Origin of the sequence: Paenibacillus sp. FSL R5-0517 (assembly GCF_037974355.1) — a bacterium.
In the GTDB taxonomy this organism is placed as follows: Bacteria; Bacillota; Bacilli; order Paenibacillales; family Paenibacillaceae; genus Paenibacillus.
Map to the genome: position 1 here is coordinate 4,273,337 of NZ_CP150235.1, position 21,198 is coordinate 4,294,534.

Annotated in this window: 20 protein-coding genes; 7 read left to right on the plus strand and 13 right to left on the minus strand. The window is 45.5% G+C overall.

Features of this window, described 5'->3' with window-relative positions; all coding sequences use genetic code 11:
- Positions 1 to 84: 84 nt before the first annotated feature.
- Positions 85 to 801: a YceI family protein gene (locus MKX40_RS18910; protein WP_339235020.1), complete on the minus strand. Its 717-nt coding sequence runs from the start codon at positions 799 to 801 to the stop codon at positions 85 to 87.
- A 189-nt stretch (positions 802 to 990) separates the two neighbouring features.
- On the opposite strand from MKX40_RS18910, the gene MKX40_RS18915 reads away from it, so the two are divergent.
- Positions 991 to 1,677, plus strand: coding sequence for a response regulator transcription factor (locus MKX40_RS18915; RefSeq protein WP_339235023.1), 687 nt, complete (start codon positions 991 to 993; stop codon positions 1,675 to 1,677).
- Positions 1,662 to 3,128, plus strand: a complete 1,467-nt coding sequence (locus MKX40_RS18920) for a HAMP domain-containing sensor histidine kinase (RefSeq protein ID WP_339235026.1) — start codon at positions 1,662 to 1,664, stop codon at positions 3,126 to 3,128. Before MKX40_RS18915 ends, MKX40_RS18920 begins: the two co-directional genes overlap by 16 nt.
- Positions 3,129 to 3,205: 77 nt before the next feature.
- Here the strand turns inward: MKX40_RS18920 and MKX40_RS18925 are convergent, their stop codons facing one another.
- On the minus strand, positions 3,206 to 4,018 hold the full coding sequence (locus MKX40_RS18925; protein ID WP_339235028.1) for an ATP-binding protein: 813 nt from the start codon (positions 4,016 to 4,018) through the stop codon (positions 3,206 to 3,208).
- Positions 4,019 to 4,580: 562 nt separating this feature from the next.
- Here MKX40_RS18925 and MKX40_RS18930 point away from each other — a divergent pair.
- Complete coding sequence (locus MKX40_RS18930; protein ID WP_074095586.1) at positions 4,581 to 4,733, plus strand: DUF1540 domain-containing protein; 153 nt, start codon at positions 4,581 to 4,583, stop codon at positions 4,731 to 4,733.
- A 201-nt stretch (positions 4,734 to 4,934) separates the two neighbouring features.
- Positions 4,935 to 6,392: a 4-hydroxyphenylacetate 3-hydroxylase N-terminal domain-containing protein gene (locus MKX40_RS18935; RefSeq protein ID WP_339235030.1), complete on the plus strand. Its 1,458-nt coding sequence runs from the start codon at positions 4,935 to 4,937 to the stop codon at positions 6,390 to 6,392.
- Between the two features lie 18 nt (positions 6,393 to 6,410).
- On the opposite strand, the gene MKX40_RS18940 is transcribed toward MKX40_RS18935, so the two are convergent.
- From MKX40_RS18940 to MKX40_RS18950, 3 genes are read right to left on the minus strand one after another with little or no spacing between them, the layout of a single operon-like run.
- Positions 6,411 to 6,977: a nitroreductase family protein gene (locus MKX40_RS18940; protein WP_339235033.1), complete on the minus strand. Its 567-nt coding sequence runs from the start codon at positions 6,975 to 6,977 to the stop codon at positions 6,411 to 6,413.
- Between the two features lie 52 nt (positions 6,978 to 7,029).
- The gene (locus MKX40_RS18945; protein ID WP_339235035.1) at positions 7,030 to 7,836 is read right to left on the minus strand and encodes a hypothetical protein; all 807 of its coding nucleotides are present in this window, start codon (positions 7,834 to 7,836) and stop codon (positions 7,030 to 7,032) included.
- Between the two features lie 5 nt (positions 7,837 to 7,841).
- Positions 7,842 to 8,294 carry a flavodoxin gene (locus MKX40_RS18950; RefSeq protein ID WP_339235037.1) on the minus strand — a complete coding sequence of 151 codons (453 nt, stop codon included), beginning with the start codon at positions 8,292 to 8,294 and terminating at the stop codon, positions 7,842 to 7,844.
- A 292-nt stretch (positions 8,295 to 8,586) separates the two neighbouring features.
- Between MKX40_RS18950 and MKX40_RS18955 the strand changes: the two genes are divergently transcribed.
- The 3 genes from MKX40_RS18955 to MKX40_RS18965 all read left to right on the plus strand — a co-directional run bounded on the left by MKX40_RS18955 (position 8,587) and on the right by MKX40_RS18965 (position 10,645).
- The gene (locus MKX40_RS18955; RefSeq protein WP_017687801.1) at positions 8,587 to 9,450 is read left to right on the plus strand and encodes a class I SAM-dependent methyltransferase; all 864 of its coding nucleotides are present in this window, start codon (positions 8,587 to 8,589) and stop codon (positions 9,448 to 9,450) included.
- Positions 9,451 to 9,452: 2 nt separating this feature from the next.
- On the plus strand, positions 9,453 to 10,184 hold the full coding sequence (locus tag MKX40_RS18960) for an RNA pseudouridine synthase (protein ID WP_339235039.1): 732 nt from the start codon (positions 9,453 to 9,455) through the stop codon (positions 10,182 to 10,184).
- Between the two features lie 116 nt (positions 10,185 to 10,300).
- Positions 10,301 to 10,645 (plus strand): MGMT family protein, encoded by a 345-nt coding sequence (locus MKX40_RS18965; protein ID WP_253438335.1) that lies wholly within the window; start codon positions 10,301 to 10,303, stop codon positions 10,643 to 10,645.
- Between the two features lie 109 nt (positions 10,646 to 10,754).
- Here the strand turns inward: MKX40_RS18965 and MKX40_RS18970 are convergent, their stop codons facing one another.
- The 8 genes from MKX40_RS18970 to MKX40_RS19005 all read right to left on the minus strand — a co-directional run bounded on the left by MKX40_RS18970 (position 10,755) and on the right by MKX40_RS19005 (position 21,005).
- On the minus strand, positions 10,755 to 12,266 hold the full coding sequence (locus MKX40_RS18970) for a DHA2 family efflux MFS transporter permease subunit (RefSeq protein WP_124116268.1): 1,512 nt from the start codon (positions 12,264 to 12,266) through the stop codon (positions 10,755 to 10,757).
- Entirely contained in the window at positions 12,263 to 12,709 is a 447-nt protein-coding gene (locus MKX40_RS18975; protein WP_062835118.1) for a MarR family transcriptional regulator, read from the minus strand. The genes MKX40_RS18970 and MKX40_RS18975 overlap by 4 nt, the downstream gene beginning before the upstream one ends.
- A 277-nt stretch (positions 12,710 to 12,986) precedes the next feature.
- Complete coding sequence (locus MKX40_RS18980; RefSeq protein WP_253438342.1) at positions 12,987 to 13,427, minus strand: MarR family winged helix-turn-helix transcriptional regulator; 441 nt, start codon at positions 13,425 to 13,427, stop codon at positions 12,987 to 12,989.
- Between the two features lie 232 nt (positions 13,428 to 13,659).
- Positions 13,660 to 16,119 carry a DNA gyrase subunit A gene (gene gyrA / locus MKX40_RS18985; RefSeq protein WP_339235046.1) on the minus strand — a complete coding sequence of 820 codons (2,460 nt, stop codon included), beginning with the start codon at positions 16,117 to 16,119 and terminating at the stop codon, positions 13,660 to 13,662.
- A gap of 12 nt (positions 16,120 to 16,131) precedes the next feature.
- Positions 16,132 to 18,111 carry a DNA topoisomerase IV subunit B gene (gene parE, locus MKX40_RS18990; protein ID WP_253438346.1) on the minus strand — a complete coding sequence of 660 codons (1,980 nt, stop codon included), beginning with the start codon at positions 18,109 to 18,111 and terminating at the stop codon, positions 16,132 to 16,134.
- Between the two features lie 76 nt (positions 18,112 to 18,187).
- Entirely contained in the window at positions 18,188 to 19,177 is a 990-nt protein-coding gene (locus MKX40_RS18995; RefSeq protein ID WP_253438348.1) for an ABC transporter permease, read from the minus strand.
- The gene (locus MKX40_RS19000; protein ID WP_339235050.1) at positions 19,170 to 20,135 is read right to left on the minus strand and encodes an ABC transporter ATP-binding protein; all 966 of its coding nucleotides are present in this window, start codon (positions 20,133 to 20,135) and stop codon (positions 19,170 to 19,172) included. Before MKX40_RS19000 ends, MKX40_RS18995 begins: the two co-directional genes overlap by 8 nt.
- Positions 20,136 to 21,005: a GDSL-type esterase/lipase family protein gene (locus MKX40_RS19005; protein ID WP_339235052.1), complete on the minus strand. Its 870-nt coding sequence runs from the start codon at positions 21,003 to 21,005 to the stop codon at positions 20,136 to 20,138.
- Positions 21,006 to 21,198: the final 193 nt, after the last annotated feature.

Here is a 21,198-nt window from a genome sequence, read left to right on the forward strand (position 1 = left end):
GATTTGTAAGAAACAAAAAAAATCTGTCCGTGCACCGGAATGCGGATGCAGAACAGATTTTTAGGTATATGATCGTTGCTATACTTATTTGGAGAGTTTTAATTCAAGCTGTACCTGAATATCATTTTCTGTCGAAAGCACAACCGAGTGCGGATTTTCCATTCCGAAATCTTCGAAGGTTACCATCGATGTCGCTGACAACAAAACTTCGTTATTCTCATAAGCCGCTTTTGCATCAAAAGTGACTTCTTTTTCAATACCTCTAACGGTTAAAGTACCCTTCATCTTGATATCAACCGTTTGACCGACAGGCCATTCTGCAGGTACCCCTTCAAATGAAGTCGCTGTAAATGTTGCTTGCGGATATGTAGCAATGTCGAAGAAATCCGCTTGCTTCACGTGACCATCACGCTGTCCATTCCCGGAATCAATTCCATCCATCTCGATCTGTCCTTCTGCTTTCATCTGAGCAGCATCGTCTACATTAATAGTCCAATTGCCTGTTACCTGCTCGTCCACAAAGTTAACGGTCTCCTGCGAAGTAGTTACAGAGAAGTATACTTTGGAACCTTCACTAATGCTCCAGTCTCCGTTCAATTGCTCTGCTCCCGCAGTTTCATTGGCTATAGCCGTTCCTGTGCTGTCTACCGTAGTTGTGGAAGTCGCTGTGCTCGCAGGAATCACCTGCTCAATCTCCACGTTGTTCCCCAAATAGCTATTGCTGAGATAGTATCCACCGCCACCGATTACGACAACAGCCGCTACACCTGTTATGAGCCATGCTTTTGCTTTCTTGTTCATCTCTATTTCCTCCAGTGCATCATTGTTTAAGTTGGTTGTTGAATGGATCATATCAATTGAATGTGTCAGGAAGAAGTCAAGAAAAGACAAGGCCCATATTTTTTTCGAATCCGTAATACAGGATTGGCTTTACGCTCTGGCTCATGTAAAATCAGTACAAGTTTATGAAATGAAAGGAGAACGCTTTTCTTGAAATCCATACTTATCGTCGAGGATGAACAAGCTATTGCACGAGTACTGGCTGCTTATCTGAGAAAAGCAGAATTCGAAGTTCATCATGCAGCAGATGGACCGACTGCACTTACCTTTTTTGATACCGTAACGCCTTCCCTTGTATTACTTGATGTGATGCTGCCAGGAATGGATGGATGGGATCTGCTGCGGATTATTCGTGAAAAAAGTGCTTGTCCCGTGATCATGCTAACCGCACTGGATGACATTTCAGATCGTCTCAACGGATTGAATGCCGGTGCTGACGATTATATGAGCAAACCTTTTGTACCGGAAGAAGTGGTCGCCAGAGTTAATGCGGTGTTGCGCCGTAATCCACATTGGACCTCAGGCGGCGAAGAGAAACGTTCCTTTGGAAATCTCGTCATTGATCTTGCTGCCAAGCAGGTGCTGCTGAACGGTGCAGAAGTTGCACTCACACCTCGTGACCTCTCATTACTGTTCTTCCTGTCCGATTATCCGAATCGTACGTTTACCAGGGATCACCTTATTGAACAGGTATGGGGGATGGACTATGATGGCAGTGACCGTGCTGTGGATCTATCGATTAAACGACTGCGTCAAGCCCTCTCCCACTGGTCGCCAGAGACAGGAGAAATTCGGACGTTGCGAGGAATGGGGTATCAATTTTGGATAGCCAACTGAAACAGAAGAAACCGAAACGAACGATATCCATTCTTTCACACTGGACACTGCGATATTTTCTGATTTTATGTATTGGTTTCACAATTATTGTGGCTGGGGCACTCTACTGGATTCGAACAACTTCCATTGAGAAAAGCCTCAAAACTGCAGAACTGCTGGGTCTGGAGATCGCAGATCATGTGACCAGTGAAAATAATATACTACGGGTTCCACCCGATCTGGACAGACTGGTAACCAAGCGAGAGAAACTATTTAATACAGATCATTATTTTTGTGTGATGATCTTGGACAACAACAATCAATTGATTTTTTCCCAGCCTAAAATGGAGCAAAAAGATGTACAATATCGACTATCAGACGACTATCTTGAACCGCGAAACAACAAATATGCAGGTGTAACGGTCAACATATCCGAGGGCGATCAAACCTTGGGTAAAGTGTGGGTCATGCAGTCCAAACAATCCATTACATTTGGTCCAGAGACCATATGGCTCGTGGCTCTAATCCTCGGAGGACTAATCCTCTGCGGATGGTTCACAATCTATCTCCTGTCCAATAAGTTATCCAGACCTATTCGTCAGGTAGCCTATGCAGCTGAACAGATTCGAGGTGGCAATTATGATGTGAGTCTTGACTTGAATACACGAGAGCGTGAGATCAATGAACTTGTTAATTCATTCCGCGATATGGCCTCTCGTCTCCAACAACTTGAAGAATGGCGCACACTTTCGCTGGCAGGGGTAAGTCATGAACTCAAGACACCGGTAACTTCCATCAAGGGGCTCGTAATGGCAGTACGTGACGATGTTGTGAGTCCACAGGAAGGAAAAGAATTTTTGGATATCGCTTTGAAGGAATCTGAACGCATGGAGCGTATGGTCGCAGATTTGCTGGATTATAACGCCATGGCAGCAGGAAGTGTTACGGTTCGCAAGGAACGGACGGATCTGAAGCTGTTGGTCGGTGAGATCATCTATCAGTGGAAGATTGCGTATGAGGATAAAATGCCAGAGGTTCAGCTGCACACCCCTCCAGTCAACTTCTTTACCATGGGGGATGCTCTCCGCATTCAGCAGATCATTGTTAATTTGCTCAATAATGCACTTCATGCCACAGCTCCTGAACAAAAGGCTGTCTTCCATATTTATCTACGCGCAGAAGAACAGATGTTATACGTTGATGTCAAGGACAACGGCACAGGCATCGCGTCTGAAGACCAACCCAAGATCTTCGAACGCTTCTATCGTGGAGAACTCAAGAAACGTCGTAACCGCGGCCTGGGTCTAGGCTTAACATATAGCCGGCTACTCGCTCAGGAACAAGGCGGTGAACTGACACTTCTCTCCAGTAGTCCGGAAGGCAGCACGTTCAGATTGAGCCTGCCACGCTGGACTGCAAGTCAAGAAGCCGTGAATACGGAAAAAGCATACGGAGCAGCCGTTAAAGTGTAACGCAACATGCTAACACTAACATGACAAATAGCCCAGGAATTCCATTCAGGAGACTGGGCTATTCCAGCGTTTTTCAGTCAACACTCTAATACACGTGGCCTATATTCATCGTACGCATCCGAGATCAGTTGCTTATGAAGTAAACTGCTGGCTATGATCGCTTTCCGCTTTGCTTTCAAAACGATCTGCTCTATATCCGCATAACTGCACCCTGCCAGGCGTTCACATATGTAATCTTCCAGCCGGGTCTCCTGTTCAAATGTCCCAACCAACTTGCTGATATACAATCTGCGACTTGAATCATCAGGCATACCATAGGTCATCTTCGTATCAAAACGCCGCCATATGGCATGATCCAGTTGGGTTTCCAGATTCGTTGCAGCCACCAGAATACTGTCCCCATCGAATTCGTCCAGACACTGCAACAACGTATTGACGACACGAGCCATCTCTTTTACTTCATCATTACTCTCACGCGTGCGACCTATGGCATCAAATTCATCTAGAAATAACACACAGGGATTCAATCGTGCATATTCGAATAACTTGCGAACATTACTGCCCGTCTCCCCAAGATGGCTATGAATAATTGCATCTAATCTCACGAGTACCAGTGGCAAATCAAGCCGTTCTGCCAGATGTGATGCCGTTAATGTTTTTCCTGTACCAGGTGGCCCGAACATGACCATTTTATTGGGGATGGACACATCATGCTCTCTGAATTTCTCTTTCATGCCCAGAATGGTGATGAATTCATTAATGATACGCTCATTTTCAGCGGAAAATACAATATGCTGGGCTTTGCGCCTACACTCTTTGGGTGTGTAAAAAGCAGCCATATCGATCCCTTTTGCTCGTGGAATCCGGTTCATATGGTTCATTTTGCTCATGTAACAAATGCTCCTTCATTTATAGTTTCAGTCCGTGATTCAAGTTATATAAGTTGAACTAATAAATATTTACACTGACCACTTCGATGACAGAACAACCTTCCGATCGCTGTTATCCCCAGATTTTTTGATTATTTCCCTAGAGGGGAAATCCGTGGATAAAGGCGAAGTATATGCTTCCGATGTAGCTTTTTTTCAAAAAGCTTTTAGCTCCGCTTCTTCAGGTTCTTTCTGTCCTCTCCCTTTTCATGTAAATGCTTAGTTCAATTTATATAGAATCCTCCAGATTATTTAATCGTAATTATTACCATTAAACAATAACATACTAATGCCTTTTTGCAAATCTAACCAAAGCACGTCCACTATTCTGCCACAGAAGGTAGTCATTGGTTGCAAGCTTCAATAAAATTTGCTATTCTAAATATGCATCGTTGGGTATAACGCAAAAAAGCCCTCCAATTTTCGTGAGAGCAAAAATTTTCCATATTCGCAAGCGGCAACTTGCTACATCTGGATTCTTTATACCAACGAATGTAATCCAATTAAAGTGAGGTTAACAATCATGGCAAAAGACGTATTGTGTGAAGTTAATTCCTGTCGTCACTGGGCTCAAGAGAACAAATGTAATGCTTCTTCAATCTACATCGTAAGCCACAGTTCCAAAGAAGCAAGTCAGTCTGCTGAAACAGACTGTAAGACTTTTGAAGTAAAATAAGTAATCTCTTGTAATTCCCTAAAGGAGCCCTTACCGGTTCCTTTTTTCTTTGTCTATTGTAACAAGAATGATAATTATTATCAAGCCCTAATCTGTAAAAATCCTTCTCACCTCTTAAATGCACATTGGACAGATCACCTACGTACACTACGTAAGAAGTCAATCTGCCCATGAACGATTAGAACCAAGAGGTGAATAACAATGCCTGTTAAAAGTGGCACACAGTATCGTGAACGAATTGATGCACAATCCGTCCCTTGCTGGTACAAAGGTAACCTTATTACTGGAAAACGCTCTGAACATGTAGCATTTGCTGGTTTAATGGAGACTCAGATGTACATGTATGATCTGCAATCTGACCCTAAATTTACGGAAACGATGACGTATGCCTCTCCGGCCGATGGAAAACCTGTGGGCATATCCTTCCTTCCCCCAACCAGTGCCGACGACCTCCGCAAACGACGGGAAGGGATGAATATCTGGGCAAATGTCCATCATGGCTTTCTTGGACGCTCACCCGATTACATGAATACAGCCATCATGTCCTTTTACACAGGTGCCGATCTTCTGAACGAATTGTCTCCCCAATATGCAGAAAATCTCAAGAATTATTATGCCTACTGCCGTGATCATGATATTACGCTATCTCATGCCTTCATTCAGCCTTATGCCAGCAAAATGTCAGGGCAATTGGATGCCACTGAGGATGCTATTGCCGCAAAAGTCGTAGATCGTACCGAAGAAGGTCTCATTATTAGCGGAGCATTTATGATGGCTACACAAGCGGCCACTTCGGATGAGATTTTTGTCTATCCGTCACCTTCTCCTGCCCCATTTGATGACGAAAATCCATTTGCTTTCTCTTTTGCTGTCCCCAATGATCTTCCAGGAATCAGTCTGGTATGCAGGGATACCTATGCAGCCGAATCTCACACCAACTATCCACTGAGTTCCAGATATGAAGAAATGGACAATATCGTTATCTTTGACCGGGTACTCGTTCCACATGAACGAATATTTTTTGCAGGAAGTGAGGAGATGTCCTCACGTCTCTTCAGTGGTAGTAACTTTCATATTCACGCAGGTCATCAGGTATTGTGTCGTTATATTGCCAAGACGGAATTTGTCCTCGGTACAATTCAGCTTCTCACGGATACTCTCGATCTGAATACGGAAGCACATGTTATTGAGAAAACTGCACGTCTGTTCGCAGGTCTTGAATCATTAAAAGCATTGGCTTTGGCTGCGGAGGCAGGTGCGATACCAGATGGAAGAGGATTTGTATTACCTGCACCCAAACCATTGATGGCAGCCAATCTTCTTTTCCCGAAACTTTATCCTGAGATGATTGAAACTCTGCAACTTTTGGGTTCGAGTGGGGTAATTATGATCCCTCAGGAAGAAGAGTTTCAATCCGATATCGCCCCTTCATTGAATATCTATCTGAAAGGGAACGATATGGCTTCTTATGAACGCAACGCTCTGTTCCGTCTGATCTGGGAACTTGGGGCTGGATCATTCGGAGGCAGACAGACTCAATTCGAACGATTCTTTTTTGGCAATGTCCTTACCGTATCCAATCGATTATACTCCGTATATAACAAAGATCAGACAAATCGTAAGCTCGTTCGTGATTTTCTAACCAATACCAGCAAATAAGAGAACCAAAGATTCATTTTATACCAGATGGTCATAGACCGTCATCAGTTCAGAGGCCGGTCTGCTTGCATCGACATCCCGCAATCCAGGCTGGTCTCCGTAACCGATATGGAATACACCTAACACCTTCTCTGCACTTGTCAAACCCATCAGATTCATAAATACAGGATGTTGTTGATAATCATTGATCTTCCAGACAGCATTCAACCCCTGTTCCGCAGCCAGAATACTGAAACGTTTGCTCCAGGCTTTAGCCGCCAGAAGATTATCCTCACGGGCATTCACAGGCGCTACCACAACCAGATGGGTAGGGATCGCTTCCGTGTACTGATATGTAGCCCAATCGCCGTAACGATCAGCCAGATGGGGTGGATAGCTCTGTCTGACCGCTTCCAAATATAGCTGTCGCCCTTCGCCTGCAAACAACATAAACCTCCAAGGTTCTGAACTCATCACATATAATGAAGGATCTGCTTCATCAAGCAACTTTCGTATAACCGATTGGGGTACTGGCAACGGACTGAATTCACAAGTTCCTGCACGTCTCTTGCTACTGCTTATATCTTGACTTAGACCAGTAGACATGGCAACTTTCCCTCCTCTATCTGCATGATATATCGTTATCCTTCAACCGCCTTCACATCAACCATGTTTTCTTCGGTTCAACGGCTTCCGTTCTCCAGCGATCTACCTCTTCGTGTATGCGCACTTTATCACGCGTTGTAAACTGTTCTGACTCCACCACTTCTGCTTGCGGCATGCTATCACGTATCAAGTGAATGTAGTCCATGGAACGAATCAGAGACTGGCGTCCAGGGATGTACCTAATTTTGCGTCCTTCCAACAAGCAGTGTATCTCGATCATCCCCGGTAATTTTCCGAAAGCTTCCCAGCAGAATGCACTGACCATATGCTGAAACGCCTCAACTACGTTCGGATCATGGACAACCATATATTTCTGAATAAGCAGCGAATCCCATCCTTCTGGTTGCCAGGCCGCCTGAAATATCATCGACAAATGCATGGATAATGAAGGTAACTCCGTTCTCCACTGTTCAAATAGAATGGCTGGATGCTTCAGATCATCGTTCATTGCAATGGCGAGTGACAATTCATCCGTGATCTTGCTCTTCACATCCCAGTAATGGAGTACCGATTCGAAACCATCTGTCTTTCTGGGCCACCACTTCTCAAGTAAATACTGTACGGGTACTTCTTTGCGAACATCGGGGTCCAAGCTATAAAAGGCATTAACCGCATGGCTCACCGCATATTGTACACGGTGCCTCCATTGCAGTGGAGGACGCTGCTCAGACACGGGTTCAGGGCGGATGAACCGGTCTGGGCTGCGCAGCATTTCTTCCAATCTGTAATCTTCAAGCAAGCGGACAGGAAGGTCATTCCTTCCGACCGGCATCGCCGCCTGAATATTATGTCTTAACATGATCTTTAGGACACCTGTAATCCGGCAGCAGCAAAGCGTTTGCCAAAGTCACGGCATGAATCCTTCTCCTGCTCAAGCGGACTGTATTCTATTTTTAACATCTCTGGAGAAACCTCCGCCCCACGCTCTTGCAGCTTGGCAGCAGCGAGATCAACTGCACCACAGAACTGCTCATACGAGGTATCACCACTTCCGAACACCGCGGCTCTCTTCCCGCTCAAGTCAAGCTCATCTAGCTCTTCATAGAAATCCAGGAATTCATCTGGCAACTCCCCGTCTCCCCAAGTGTAGACGCCAATCATGAATCCGTCATAGTCCAATACATCGGATGCATTACAATCCGTTACGGATTTCAGATCTGCCTCGTGTCCTCCCTGTGTAATTCCTTCCACAATCAGTTCTGCAATTTCTTCTGTATTTCCCGTCATGCTCGCATAAGCCACTAACAATTTAGCCATCTATTTTTCCCTCACTTTAATTGGATCATGTTAATATTCTCTCCGAAGAAAGAATGAATTTGAATTAACAAAATCATATGTGATAATGATTATCATTGTCAAATTAAATTTTGATTATCTCTGTTTTTCAATATATGGCGCACATTGGATTTCAACACAGCTAAACATCCTTCACCCTTTTAAGGTCCGATGTCATACCTTCCTCCAATGATCCCGTCCCCCAACTGGCGTACAAGCCCTTTTTTGTTGTACAATAGTATCCAAATGACTTTTGAAGGATGGATAAATCATTATGTACGTAGCTAAGAATTGGAAGGACTATGAAGTAATCGATACAGGAGGCGGCGAGAAACTGGAGCGTTGGGGAGATGTGATTTTACGCAGACCCGATCCACAGATTATTTGGCCCCTTGAGCAAGAAACCAATGAATGGCGTCAAGTGCATGGTCACTATCATCGCAGCTCTTCCGGTGGCGGTAACTGGGATATGAAAAAGCCCATTCCCGAGCGCTGGACGATCGGATACGAAAACCTGAAATTCCACATTAAACCTACCAGCTTCAAGCATACTGGCCTGTTCCCTGAACAAGCTGCCAACTGGAGCTGGATGATGGATAAAATCTCCAATGCAGGACGCCCTATTTCTGTCTTGAACCTGTTTGCCTATACAGGCGGTGCAACGGTAGCCGCAGCTTACGCAGGCGCTTCTGTCGTGCATGTGGATGCAGCTAAAGGCATGGTTCAATGGGCCAAGGAAAATGTTCAATTATCCGGACTGGCTGATCGCCCTGTTCGTTTTATTACAGATGATGTATTCAAATTCGTACAACGGGAGCAACGGCGTGGAAATCGTTATGACGCCATTATCATGGACCCTCCTTCTTATGGCCGTGGTCCGAATGGAGAGACATGGAAACTGGAAGAGAACCTTTATCCATTCTTGAAATCATGTATGACAATCCTGTCGGATAATCCATTATTCATGCTGGTTAACTCCTACACCACGGGTATCTCCTCCACGGTTCTGCGTAACATGTTAACCATGACAATGTCTGCTCAGTACGGTGGTGACATTACTGCAGGTGAAATCGGGCTGCCGATCACACGCAGTGGTCTTGATCTGCCTTGTGGTATTCTGGGCCGTTGGGAGTCCTAATCATGTCAGAACATCGGCATGATCATGATGCAATTCCGATTCTGTTTGAAGACAACCATCTATTAGGCATTACGAAGCCGGTCAATGTACCTACTCAGGAAGATGCATCAGGTGATCCGGATTTGCTTACATTGCTGAAACAGGATCTGAAAGAACGATATAACAAACCTGGCAATGTCTATCTCGGGTTGGTACACCGACTTGATCGTCCTGTTGGAGGGGCAATGATCTTTGCCAAGACATCCAAGGCAGCTTCGAGATTGTCCGAGACAGTGCGGGGACGTCATTTCCGTAAAATATATGCGGCAGTTGTACATGGCAAGCTGCCTGCACAACAGGGAACGTTAAAACATACGCTCCTGAAGGATGCACGCACGAATACTGTTACGGTTGTACCTAAGGGTACAGCTGGTGGTAAGGATGCCGTTCTCGATTACCGCGTTATTGGGGAGACAGACCTTTACAGCCTCGTCCATATCGAACTGCACACCGGCAGATCTCATCAGATTCGGGTGCAAATGAAAGAAGTCGGCTGCCCTCTGTACGGGGATCAGAAGTACGGTGCAAGCGTGAATAAACCCGGGCAACAGATTGCGCTATGGTCTGTGATTGCAGCCTTCCCCCATCCAGTTACCAAGGAAGAAGTTATTCTGCAATCCTTGCCTGCAAGAGAATTTCCTTGGGCGGAATGGCCTGCTGCAGTGTACCAAAAAGCTTTTGAACAACCTCTATAAGTACACAGGATCAGGTTAGATCTGTCCATACAACGTGTCGTTCAGATTCTGTATCTGACGACACGTTTTTTAATATTTCCAGCTATAAGTCTAAGATACAGAGAGGAGACATTTTGATGACCCCGTTTACCAAACAAGTCATTGCGATTATTGCGGCGATTCCAGAAGGTAAAGTGATGACTTACGGTCAGATTGCAGCCCATGCCGGTAGTCCAAGAGCCGCGAGACAAGTCGTACGAATCCTCCACTCGATGAGCCGCAAGGAACGTCTGCCCTGGCACCGTGTCGTCAACGCAAAAGGCGAAATCTCCATACCGGATGAACACTCGCGCATGATGCAGGAAACAGAACTGATTAGCGAAGGTGTGGAGTTCCAACTAAACGGAACCATTAATCTCAAACGGTTCGGACATGAGCCCGATCCTGTATTTCTTATCGATCCAACGATCCAGCCCGAATAAGATTCCTCTCTCCATATTTCAGCACACCAAAAAAGAGAACTCAGGCAGTTAGGGGCTACCCCTTTTCAACTGCTAGAGTTCTCTTTTTTTAGCTTTTATCTGATATTTGTTATGCGGTAGCCGTCGCTTTTTCCTGTTCTACAGTAACAGGTTCAACAGCTGGTTTCGTTTTACGAATAAAGAACGCCATAATTAAAGCAACCACGGTCATTCCGGTAGCCACGATGAATGCATAGTTAACACCATATATTGTTGCATCTGCTGTAGCAGCTATCATCGCTGTCTTATCAGTAGGATCAACCTGACCCGCAGCCACTGCATCGGCCAGATGTGTTTTGAGCTTGCTGCTCATGATGGTAACGAGAATGGCTGTACCGATCGCTCCGGCAACCGTACGCAATGTGTTGGACATCGCTGTACCATGCGCGTTCAGACGTTGAGGCAGTTGATTCAGACCTGCTGTCTGGATCGGCATCATCAGCATCGACATACCGAACATACGAGCCGTGTAGATAAACATCATGTAACCGTAAGTCGTGTCGATGGCCAGACGACTCAGTCCAAATGTTGTAATTGCCGTAATGGCAAGACCTGCAACTGAAAGCCAGCGAGCGCCTACCTTATCAAATATGCGACCCGTGATCGGAGACATGATCCCCATCAATATCGCACCAGGCATCATCAGAAGTCCTGATTCAATCGGTGAGAAACCACGAATGTTTTGCAGGAAAATTGGAAGCAGGATCATACCTGCAAACATCGCCATCGTCACAAGCATATTGATGATTGTCGTTAAAGAATACATATTGTACTTGAAAATACGGAATTCAAGGAGCGGATGATCTGTTGTCAATTGACGAATAACGAACAGAATCAGGGAAATCGCACCTACCACGAGACATCCAATGACAATTGCACTGCCCCATCCATCAGTACCCGCATCACTAAATCCGTAAAGCAAACTACCAAAACCAAGTGTAGATAAAATAACGCCTGGATAATCCAGTTTAGGTCTGGACTGGCGTGTTACGTTTTTGACAAAAGCAATACCAATTGCCGTTGCAATAATAGAGAATGGCAAGATGATGTAGAACAATAATCTCCAAGAATAGTGCTCAACTACATAACCTGAAAGTGTAGGCCCAATCGCAGGAGCCAGAATCATCGCGATCCCCATGGTTCCCATGGCCTGACCACGTTTCTCAATCGGGAAGATGGTCAGGAATACAACGGTCATCAGAGGCATCAGGATACCTGCACCCGCAGCCTGAATGACACGACCCACCATCAGAATCGTAAAGGTTGGACTAAGACCACAGACTAACGTCCCTATGGTAAAGAGAGTCATGGCTGTAATGAAAATTTGACGAGTTGAAAATTTCGCAATCAGATATGCCGTAACCGGAATCAGTACACCGTTGACGAGCATGTAACCCGTGGTTAACCATTGGGCTTTGTTTGCATTGATCGCGAGGTCTTCCATAATTTTAGGAAGAGCTACGTTCATCAGGGTTTGGTTCAGGAATGCCACGAAGGCACCAATTAACAATGCCGCTACAATCGGGCCTTTCTTGATGTTGTCCATCGCGGAGGATGGAGCTGCAGCAGTAGTCGTGCTCATATGTTGTTCATCTCTCTTCCTTGTAACTTTTCAATCATTTGACTATGAATTCTAAGTAGGTGCTCAAGGTCTTCCTTCGATATATCCAGAATGGGTGACACTCTCTCCATCCACAGATGGTGGGTTTCCTGTTGGGCCTGCTCCCCTTTATCCGTGATCTGAAGTTTAACGGATCGGCGGTCAGCATCAGAACGTGTCCGAACGATATACTCGCCCTTGACGAGCCGCTCCACAACAGCACTCATGGAACTGCTGCCCATATGGCATAGCTCAGCTACTTCGTTGATGCCGATGGAAGGACGCTCCCTCAGGATGGATAACACCATAAACTGAATCGAAGTCAACTCGATCTCCTTGTTTTCATTCCAGAATGCTCGAAAAAGCATTTGATTCACTTGGCGGAACGAATTGATAATATAGAATACTTCATACGTATCAGTCATTGTTTCACCCTTTTACTTATGGAATATAATATTTCGTACACGAAATATCAGGGGAACAATTATTTATTATAACAAAAATATTTACATAGTCAACTCTTTACATATGAAATCACAAAAATAATATTGGGGCATACTAAACTATGTGATTTCCTTGCCCCTTCCTCAACTAACCTGGACACAATGTGTATCATATGTAATTTGTAAATAAAATAACCATAGGGTTCCTGCGTGAAACGAGCAGGTACTCCTATGGTTACTCAGAAGAATCAGCATTGTATTATACCGAAGTGGATAATGCAGGCTCTTTCGTTTTAGGTGTTGTCATTTTGCCTAACAGATATACCAGCAATTGTTGATTGTGCATCGATATGTTACTGAGAACAGAGTTCATGAATTCATTGCGGATGGTAATCCCCCGCTCTGTTTCCATTCTTCCTTTATCGGAAAGAGAAACCCAGACAATGCGTCGATCCTGATTATCCCGATTCCTGCGAATCAGATCATTCTTTTCCATCCGATCGAGCAGCATGGTTACGGCAGCTGGCGTAGTCGCCAGATAAGGAATCAGATCCGAAGGTTTCATCTTCTGATGATCCTCAAGCACCTCCAGGACAGCTAGCTGAGCCTCCGTCAATGAGGGGGCCAGCTCTTGATCCATATGCAGTTTATAATCTTTGGTTAGTCTGGACCAGCACTTGGCAAAATCGGAATTATACATCTTGCATCGCTCCTCTCTGCAACCGGTTATCACTTCACCTGCTTAAGTTTTCGCCCTCCAAAGCCGCATTCCTGCTGCCTTTTTTCATTTTCCTAGCGATCGACCGTAATCGACGAAGGTTGTTAAACTTCGCATGGATGTGCTCTTCTAATCCGCCTTCGAACAACAAAAAAAGACTCTTCGCATGACAGGATTAGCTGCGCTGCGAAAAGTCTTTTATGCTTACTCTTTATCAAGTTGATGCTGGCTGATTCTCATTGAAGTCCCTCAGAAGTTCAACGATCTCGTCCTGTTTATCCACAGGAACGAGCAGTTTGCCAATATGTTTGCGTTCCGTAATCGGAACACCTTCCGAAGAGATCGGATGCACGTGGCCTTCCTTGGTCATGACAGTGATGTTGCGTTGCTCTTTGCAATAAAAAGCGCCAACAATACGACTGCCATTCGGTTTCACGCGTTTGCCTTCCTTGAACTCGAATGTGGCAAGTCCCTTGCCTCCACGACTCTGCACAGCATAATCCAGCAGTAATGAACGTTTACCATATCCCAAATCGGACAACACGGCAACTTCACCTTCATCTCCTGCAACCCATAGGGCGGATACAACTTCATCTGTATCTCTCAACTGAATGCCACGAACACCACCGGATACACGTCCCATTGGATTGACCTCATCCTCACGGAAACGAATCGCCATGGCTTCTTTTGTAATCAACATAATATCTTGGTCACCCGTACTCAGATGTACAGATAACACTTCATCGTCCTTACCCACTTTACAAGCTGCAACTGCGCCGGAACGTTTGGTAACGTAATCCTTCAGTTCCGTCCGCTTCACCTGTCCTCTTCGTGTAACGAAGACCAGACTGTGATTCGGCTCTTCAAAGGATTTTACAGCAAGCACACTTGCAATACGGTCGTCTTTCGCAAGAGGAATGACGTTCACAATGGCTGTGCCCGGGTCTTTCCACTTGAACTCAGGTACCTGATGAACAGGTAACAGGAAATACTGACCTTTCCTCGTAAAGACAAGCAGATTCTCAAGCGTATTTACTTCCAGAACCTGAGCGATATAATCGCCGTCTTTTACACCACTTCCGCTCCGTTCACCACCAGAACGTGTAAAGGACTGCATGCCTGTACGTTTCACGTATCCTTCTTTGGATAACGTAACAAATACATCTTCTGCATTCACAAGTACTTCGAGATTAACCTTGAGTTCTTCCACTTCACCCTGGATCGCAGAACGACGGTCTATACCGTATTTCTCACGAATCTCCATCAATTCCTTGCGGATGACTCCGATAAGCTTGCGGTCACTATCCAGAATGGATCGTAATTGCGCAATCTTTTTCATCAGATCACCGAGTTCCTTCTCGAGAGAATTAATCTCCAGATTCGTCAAACGATACAATTGCAAAGTAAGGATGGAATCCGCTTGACGTTCCGTGAATCCAAACATCCACATCAGGTTATTTTGAGCATCCTGCCGATTCTTGGACGCTTTGATTGCTGCAATGACCTCGTCAAGGATGTTAAGAGCTTTAACCAAGCCCTCCAGCACATGTGCACGGTCTTCCGCTTTCTCCAGCTCAAACCGGGTACGGAATGTGACTACTTCCCGCTGATGGGCAATGTAAGCCTCCAGAATTGATTTCAATCCCATTTGCTGTGGTGCTTTATTCACAATCGCAACCATATTGAAGTTATAAGTGACCTGAAGGTCGGTTTTCTTCAGCAAATAAGCCAAAATACCTTGTGCGTCAGCTTCTTTTTTCAGCTCAACCACGATCCGCAGCCCTTCACGTCCGCTCTCATCACGCACTTCGGCAATACCTTCGACCTTTTTCTCAAGTCTAATGTTCTCCATCGCTGTAACCAGACGCGACTTCACGACTTGATAAGGAATTTCGGTAATGACGATTTGCTGTTTGCCACCGCGCATGTTTTCAATCTCGGTTTTGGAGCGGATATAGATCCGTCCCTTACCTGTGCGATAAGCATCCAGAATGCCGTCACCGCCCATAATCAATCCGCCTGTTGGAAAGTCTGGACCCTTCATGAACATCATAATTTCGTCCAGCTCAATTGACGGTTTCTCCATCACAGCGATCGAAGCATCAATGACTTCACGCAAATTGTGTGGAGGAATCTCCGTTGCAAACCCTGAGGAGATACCGCTGACACCATTAACCAGCAAGTTCGGATAACGGGATGGCAATACAACCGGTTCTTTGGCCGTATTATCAAAATTATCCTTAAACAGAACCGTCCGTTTCTCGATATCGCGAAGCATCTCCATCGCGATGGGCGACAAACGGGCCTCCGTATACCGCATCGCCGCTGCCGGGTCATCATCCTGTGATCCCCAGTTACCATGACCGTCCACGAGCATATGGCCCATTTTCCATGGTTGAGCCATCCGCACCATGCCCTCATAGATGGAGGAGTCACCATGTGGATGATAATTACCCATTACGTCCCCAACGGTTTTGGCAGACTTGCGGTAAGTCTTGTCAGGCGTATTACCTGAATCGTACATGGCGTACAGAATACGCCGTTGTACTGGCTTCAATCCATCCCGGACGTCCGGAATGGCTCGATCTTGAATAATATATTTGGAGTAGCGACCGAAACGGTCCCCTACGACCTCTTCGAGAAAGGCCGGCATAAATTGTTCTGATGGACTCATTCCAAGCACCTTCTATTCTTCGTACTCTGTAAAGTCGACGTTCTCTACAATCCAGCGTTTCCGCGGATCAACCTTATCACCCATGAGCGTAGATACACGACGTTCTGCTTTTGCTGCATCAACAATCTGTACCTTCAGCATCGCACGAGTTTCCGGATTCATTGTTGTCTCCCACAGTTGATCCGGATTCATCTCACCAAGACCTTTATATCGTTGAAGCTCAACATTATTACCGAATTCCTTCATATAATTCGCCAGTTCTTCATCCGTCCATGCATATCGAACACTCGCGAGCTTACCAGACTTACGAGTAAGTTTGTACAATGGCGGCTGAGCAATATATACTTTGCCTGCATCAATTAAAGGCTTCATATAACGATAAAAGAAGGTCAGCAATAGCACTTGAATATGTGCGCCGTCCGTATCCGCATCTGTCATAATGATAATTTTGGAATAATTGCTGTCTTCAACTGCAAATTCGGTTCCTATGCCCGCCCCGATCGCCGCGGTTATGGCGCGGTACTCTTCATTTTTGAGAATGTCCGCCAGCTTCGATTTTTCCGGATTGAGCGGTTTTCCCTTGAGGGGCAGAATCGCCTGAATCTTCGAGTCGCGTCCCTGTTTGGCAGAACCACCCGCGGAATCACCTTCGACAATAAACAACTCATTTCGGGTAAAATCCTTGGATTGCGCCGGCGTTAACTTGCCGTTCAGGTTGGAACTTTCACTGCGTTTCTTGCCTGTACGCATATCATCACGTGCTTTGCGAGCTGCTTCTCTGGCTCTGGAGGCTTGAACCGCTTTGCGAATTAACGTTTGCGCTACCTGCGGGTTTTCTTCCAGGAACCGCTGAATATTCTCGGACACGACCGAATCCACAGCACTCCGCGCAGTTGCGCTCCCAAGCTGATCCTTCGTCTGACCTACGAACTCAACCTCTGACATTTTGACACTGATGACGGCCATCATGCCTTCACGCAGATCATTACCTTCGAGGTTTTTATCTTTTTCCTTGATCATGCTGGTACGCCGTGCGTAATCATTCATTACACGGGTATACGCAGCCCTGAATCCGGTCTCATGAGTACCGCCACCCCGAGTAGGGATCGAGTTCACGAACGAAGCCAGTGTCTCTGTATAACCCGCGTTATACTGAATTGCCACTTCGACTTCAATGTCATCCTTCTCCGCATAGAAGTGAATAACATCATGCAGCACATCTTTATTTTCGTTAAGAAAAGCAACAAACTGGCTTGCTCCGCCTTCATACATGTATTCATCCTGATTGCCCGAACGTTCGTCCTTGAGCACAATTTTCAAACCTGAATTCAGAAAAGCAATCTCCTGAAGGCGTTCTGCCAATGTATCATAATTAAATTGAATGCCATTCTGGAACACCCGAATATCCGGTTTGAATGTCACTTTCGTACCTGTCCGATTGGTATTGCCCAACACTTCGAGACCGGAGACCGGTTCACCGACATGTTCAATCCCTTTTTTGTCCTTCCAATACTCGAATCGCTGACGATGAATCTTGCCATCACGGAAAATCTCGACTTCAAGCCACTCGGACAATGCGTTTGTAACTGACGCACCTACACCGTGCAAACCGCCTGATTTTTTGTATCCTGATCCACCGAACTTTCCGCCTGCGTGCAAAATCGTAAACACGACCTGGGGAGTAGGAATCCCTGTTTTATGTATACCTGTCGGAATTCCCCTTCCGTTATCCTGAACCGTAATAGAACCGTCCTTATGCAGCGTGATATCGATTTTGGAGCAGAATTTGGCGAGATGTTCGTCGACAGCGTTGTCGACAATTTCCCATACCAAATGATGTAAACCCGAAGTGCTGGTGCTGCCGATGTACATCCCCGGCCGTTTCCGTACTGCTACCAACCCTTCAAGTACTTGAATGTCGTCCGCGTCGTAGCCTGAAGACCCCTGTCCTCCGCCTGTCGAACCTGCCGACATATCGATTTGCTCGACCATTCATGCTCCCCCTTCTTAACTTGCAACTAAAAAAATGCTTAAAATGCAAACAGATGTTTTCTTATCCTTGTCCATTTTAATTCAAGATATCCCGTTTCGTAAAGACAAGGAATGACACAATGAGTGAAGCAACGCCCCAAACACTAAGCACAATAAGAGAAAAACCTAAATTCATACCCTCGATTGGCGGTAATCCACCTGACAAATAATCAGGAAGTTCGAGGTTAACCATGAACAGATATTTCGCTGTTTGCCAAGATGCAGCCATACTTGTCAAGATAGTTCCTGCAATCAGAGCGGCCATCATAATAACGATACTCGCAGCTGTACTTCGCACAAGTACGGATACCATAAATGCTAGCATAGCCACGATTACACTCACAAACCAGATCAGTCCTGCCTGCATAAGCATATACAGCCACTGGTCTACAGCATGCACTGCCGACATATCTACATCGGTTCCCACAACTTTGAATCCTGTAAAGATTGGCATGTTGAAGCCTTTGTACCCAAAGACCGCACCCGATATGACGTAACATATAATGTAGGCTGATACCACGATGATCGAAACAAACATAATCAGAGTAATTAATTTACTCAGAAGCACTTTCCAGCGCCTAACCGGACGCGTTAAAAGCATTTTAATCGTACCTGTGGTACGTTCACCTGAAACAAGATCTGAAGCAATGGCCATGATTAACAGTGGAATAAACAATCCTACTGCATTGTTCATGAACTCCCGTGTAAAGGTAACACCACCCGGTTCTTTGGGATTGATGTCATTTTCGAGATAATACTGCATCTGCTGGATATACACGGTTCTATATTTCTTGTACTCTTCTGGCACGCGATCGCTCCCGAGCGAGTTTTGATTGTCTGTAATGGCCTGTTGCAGTTCAAGCCGCCAATCGCCTCCGAATTTGTCACGATTATTCTCCGCAGATTTCATCTGGGCATACGTAAACATCGGTACCAGGATCGCAAGTACAATAAATATAATATAAAGCCGTTTTTTCTTCACCATCTTAATCGTTTCATTGCGAATCAGCGGCATGATATTACTCAATGGATTCACCTTCTGTCATTTTTAAGAATAGTTGTTCGAGCGTAGGCTGAATCCGCTGTACCCCTTCAACCTGTACACCAGCTTGAACCATCTGCTGTACCATATCAGGAATTCGATCTTCATGCATCTCGGCAACCACAGCGTTGGGACCAAGACCCGCAACAATCGTATCATCCATTACATCCGCAGGTCGACTTACCAGAGCAATGCCTGCATCCATTAACATTTTTTGACCTTGCTCCAGTGGGGATACATGCCATATCGCCAACTTGGAATGATCTTCAATCAGTTCGCTTACGCCTCCAACGGCAAGCACACGTCCCGCACTGATAATTGCGACTCTGTCACAGAGAAGCTGGATCTCACTTAACAAGTGACTGCTGACAAATACAGCCATGCCTTCACTCGCAAGTTGTTTAATAAAGACACGAAGTTCCTTAATTCCTTTTGGATCAAGACCATTCGTCGGTTCATCCAGAATGAGCAGACGAGGCCGCCCAAGTAACGCTTGTGCAATACCGAGCCGCTGACGCATACCAAGCGAGTAGGTTCTGACTTTATCATGAATACGCTGATCCAATCGTACAATATCCACAACTTCCTGGATACGATCATTGTCCACTCCCGGTTGCATGCGAGCAAAATGTTCCAGGTTCTCCCATCCGGTCAGATAGGTATATACCTCAGGATTTTCAACAATGGAGCCTACATACTTCAAAGCGCGCTCAGGGTCCCGATTCACATCATACCCACAGACTTTAATTTTCCCTTCTGTCGGTTTGATCAGGTCCACGAGCATCCGTATTGTTGTTGTTTTCCCAGCACCGTTAGGACCGAGAAATCCAAAGATTTCACCGGGTTTCACGTCAAATGTAACGTCTTTAATGATCCACTTGCGCCCAATCCGCTTCTTCAGATGCTGTACAGACAGGACGGAATCATACTGCTGCTCTGCCATTTATTTTCCGCTCCCTTCTGTCGGTGTATCCGCCTGAAATTCCTGTGCAATCCGAACTGCAATTTGCTCATAACCTTGGCCGTTTGGATGAAAATGATCTGACGAGAGATACTCCCCCAGATGATTTTCAAATAAATCGAATGTAGGGACAAGTGTCATCTTATCCTCATTGTTTAAAATAGCCAGTGCAGCATCGTTCCAAGCGGCAACAACCGCATTCCCTGGCTTCTCCAATTCTTTCACATCACCAAATGGATTGTACAACCCTATGTACGCAATCTGTGCATCGGGATTGATTTCTTTGACTTTCTTCAAAATCTCTTGAAGGCGTTTTGACGTTTCCGGTAAAGCCGCTGCCAGCTGCTCTGCTGTTGGCGGATCTTCCCCCTGTAGAACTTGCCCTCCCTGGAACAGATCATTCGCGCCAATGGATAGCAAAATAAAATTGGACTGCTGTAGGACGTAACGCACCCCTTGCTCATCGAGTTTTTCCAATAAAGCATCCGTTCTCAACCCGTTTACACCCAGATTATTTAGAACCTGAACATCATATCCTTTATCTTTAAGCAAGTTCCCTGCACGTCTCACAAAACCAAGTCCCTCATCATCCCCCGTACCTCTTGCCAAGGAATCACCGATGACGGCCATCCGAATCTTGCCATCTTCCACTACGGCCGGTTCACCTTCCTTATCCTTAGATGGAGCAGTTGCCTCCTGGCCTGTAGTTAACGCTGAATCTCCCTCGGGGAAAATCACGTCTTTTATAGCGTATCCAAATCCAAATAACAACAGCAAGGTTGCCAAGATGGATACTGTACTGACGGTTCTCCAGATCCATGGTGCTGAATCAAGGCTTTTTTTCTTTTTCATCATCACATCTCCGCTCATGTACACCAGTCTGGGTGCTTAATAATTTATAATGACTTTACATCAAGGCGTGTCTGAAAATCCGCCTGCTTCGGAGTTTTCAAGACACGCCTTGATGATGCTATTCCTAAATAACATAAATGTTCTGTCGTTAATTTGCAAATTTTGCCGCTACATTCGCAGAATTCATTTTCTA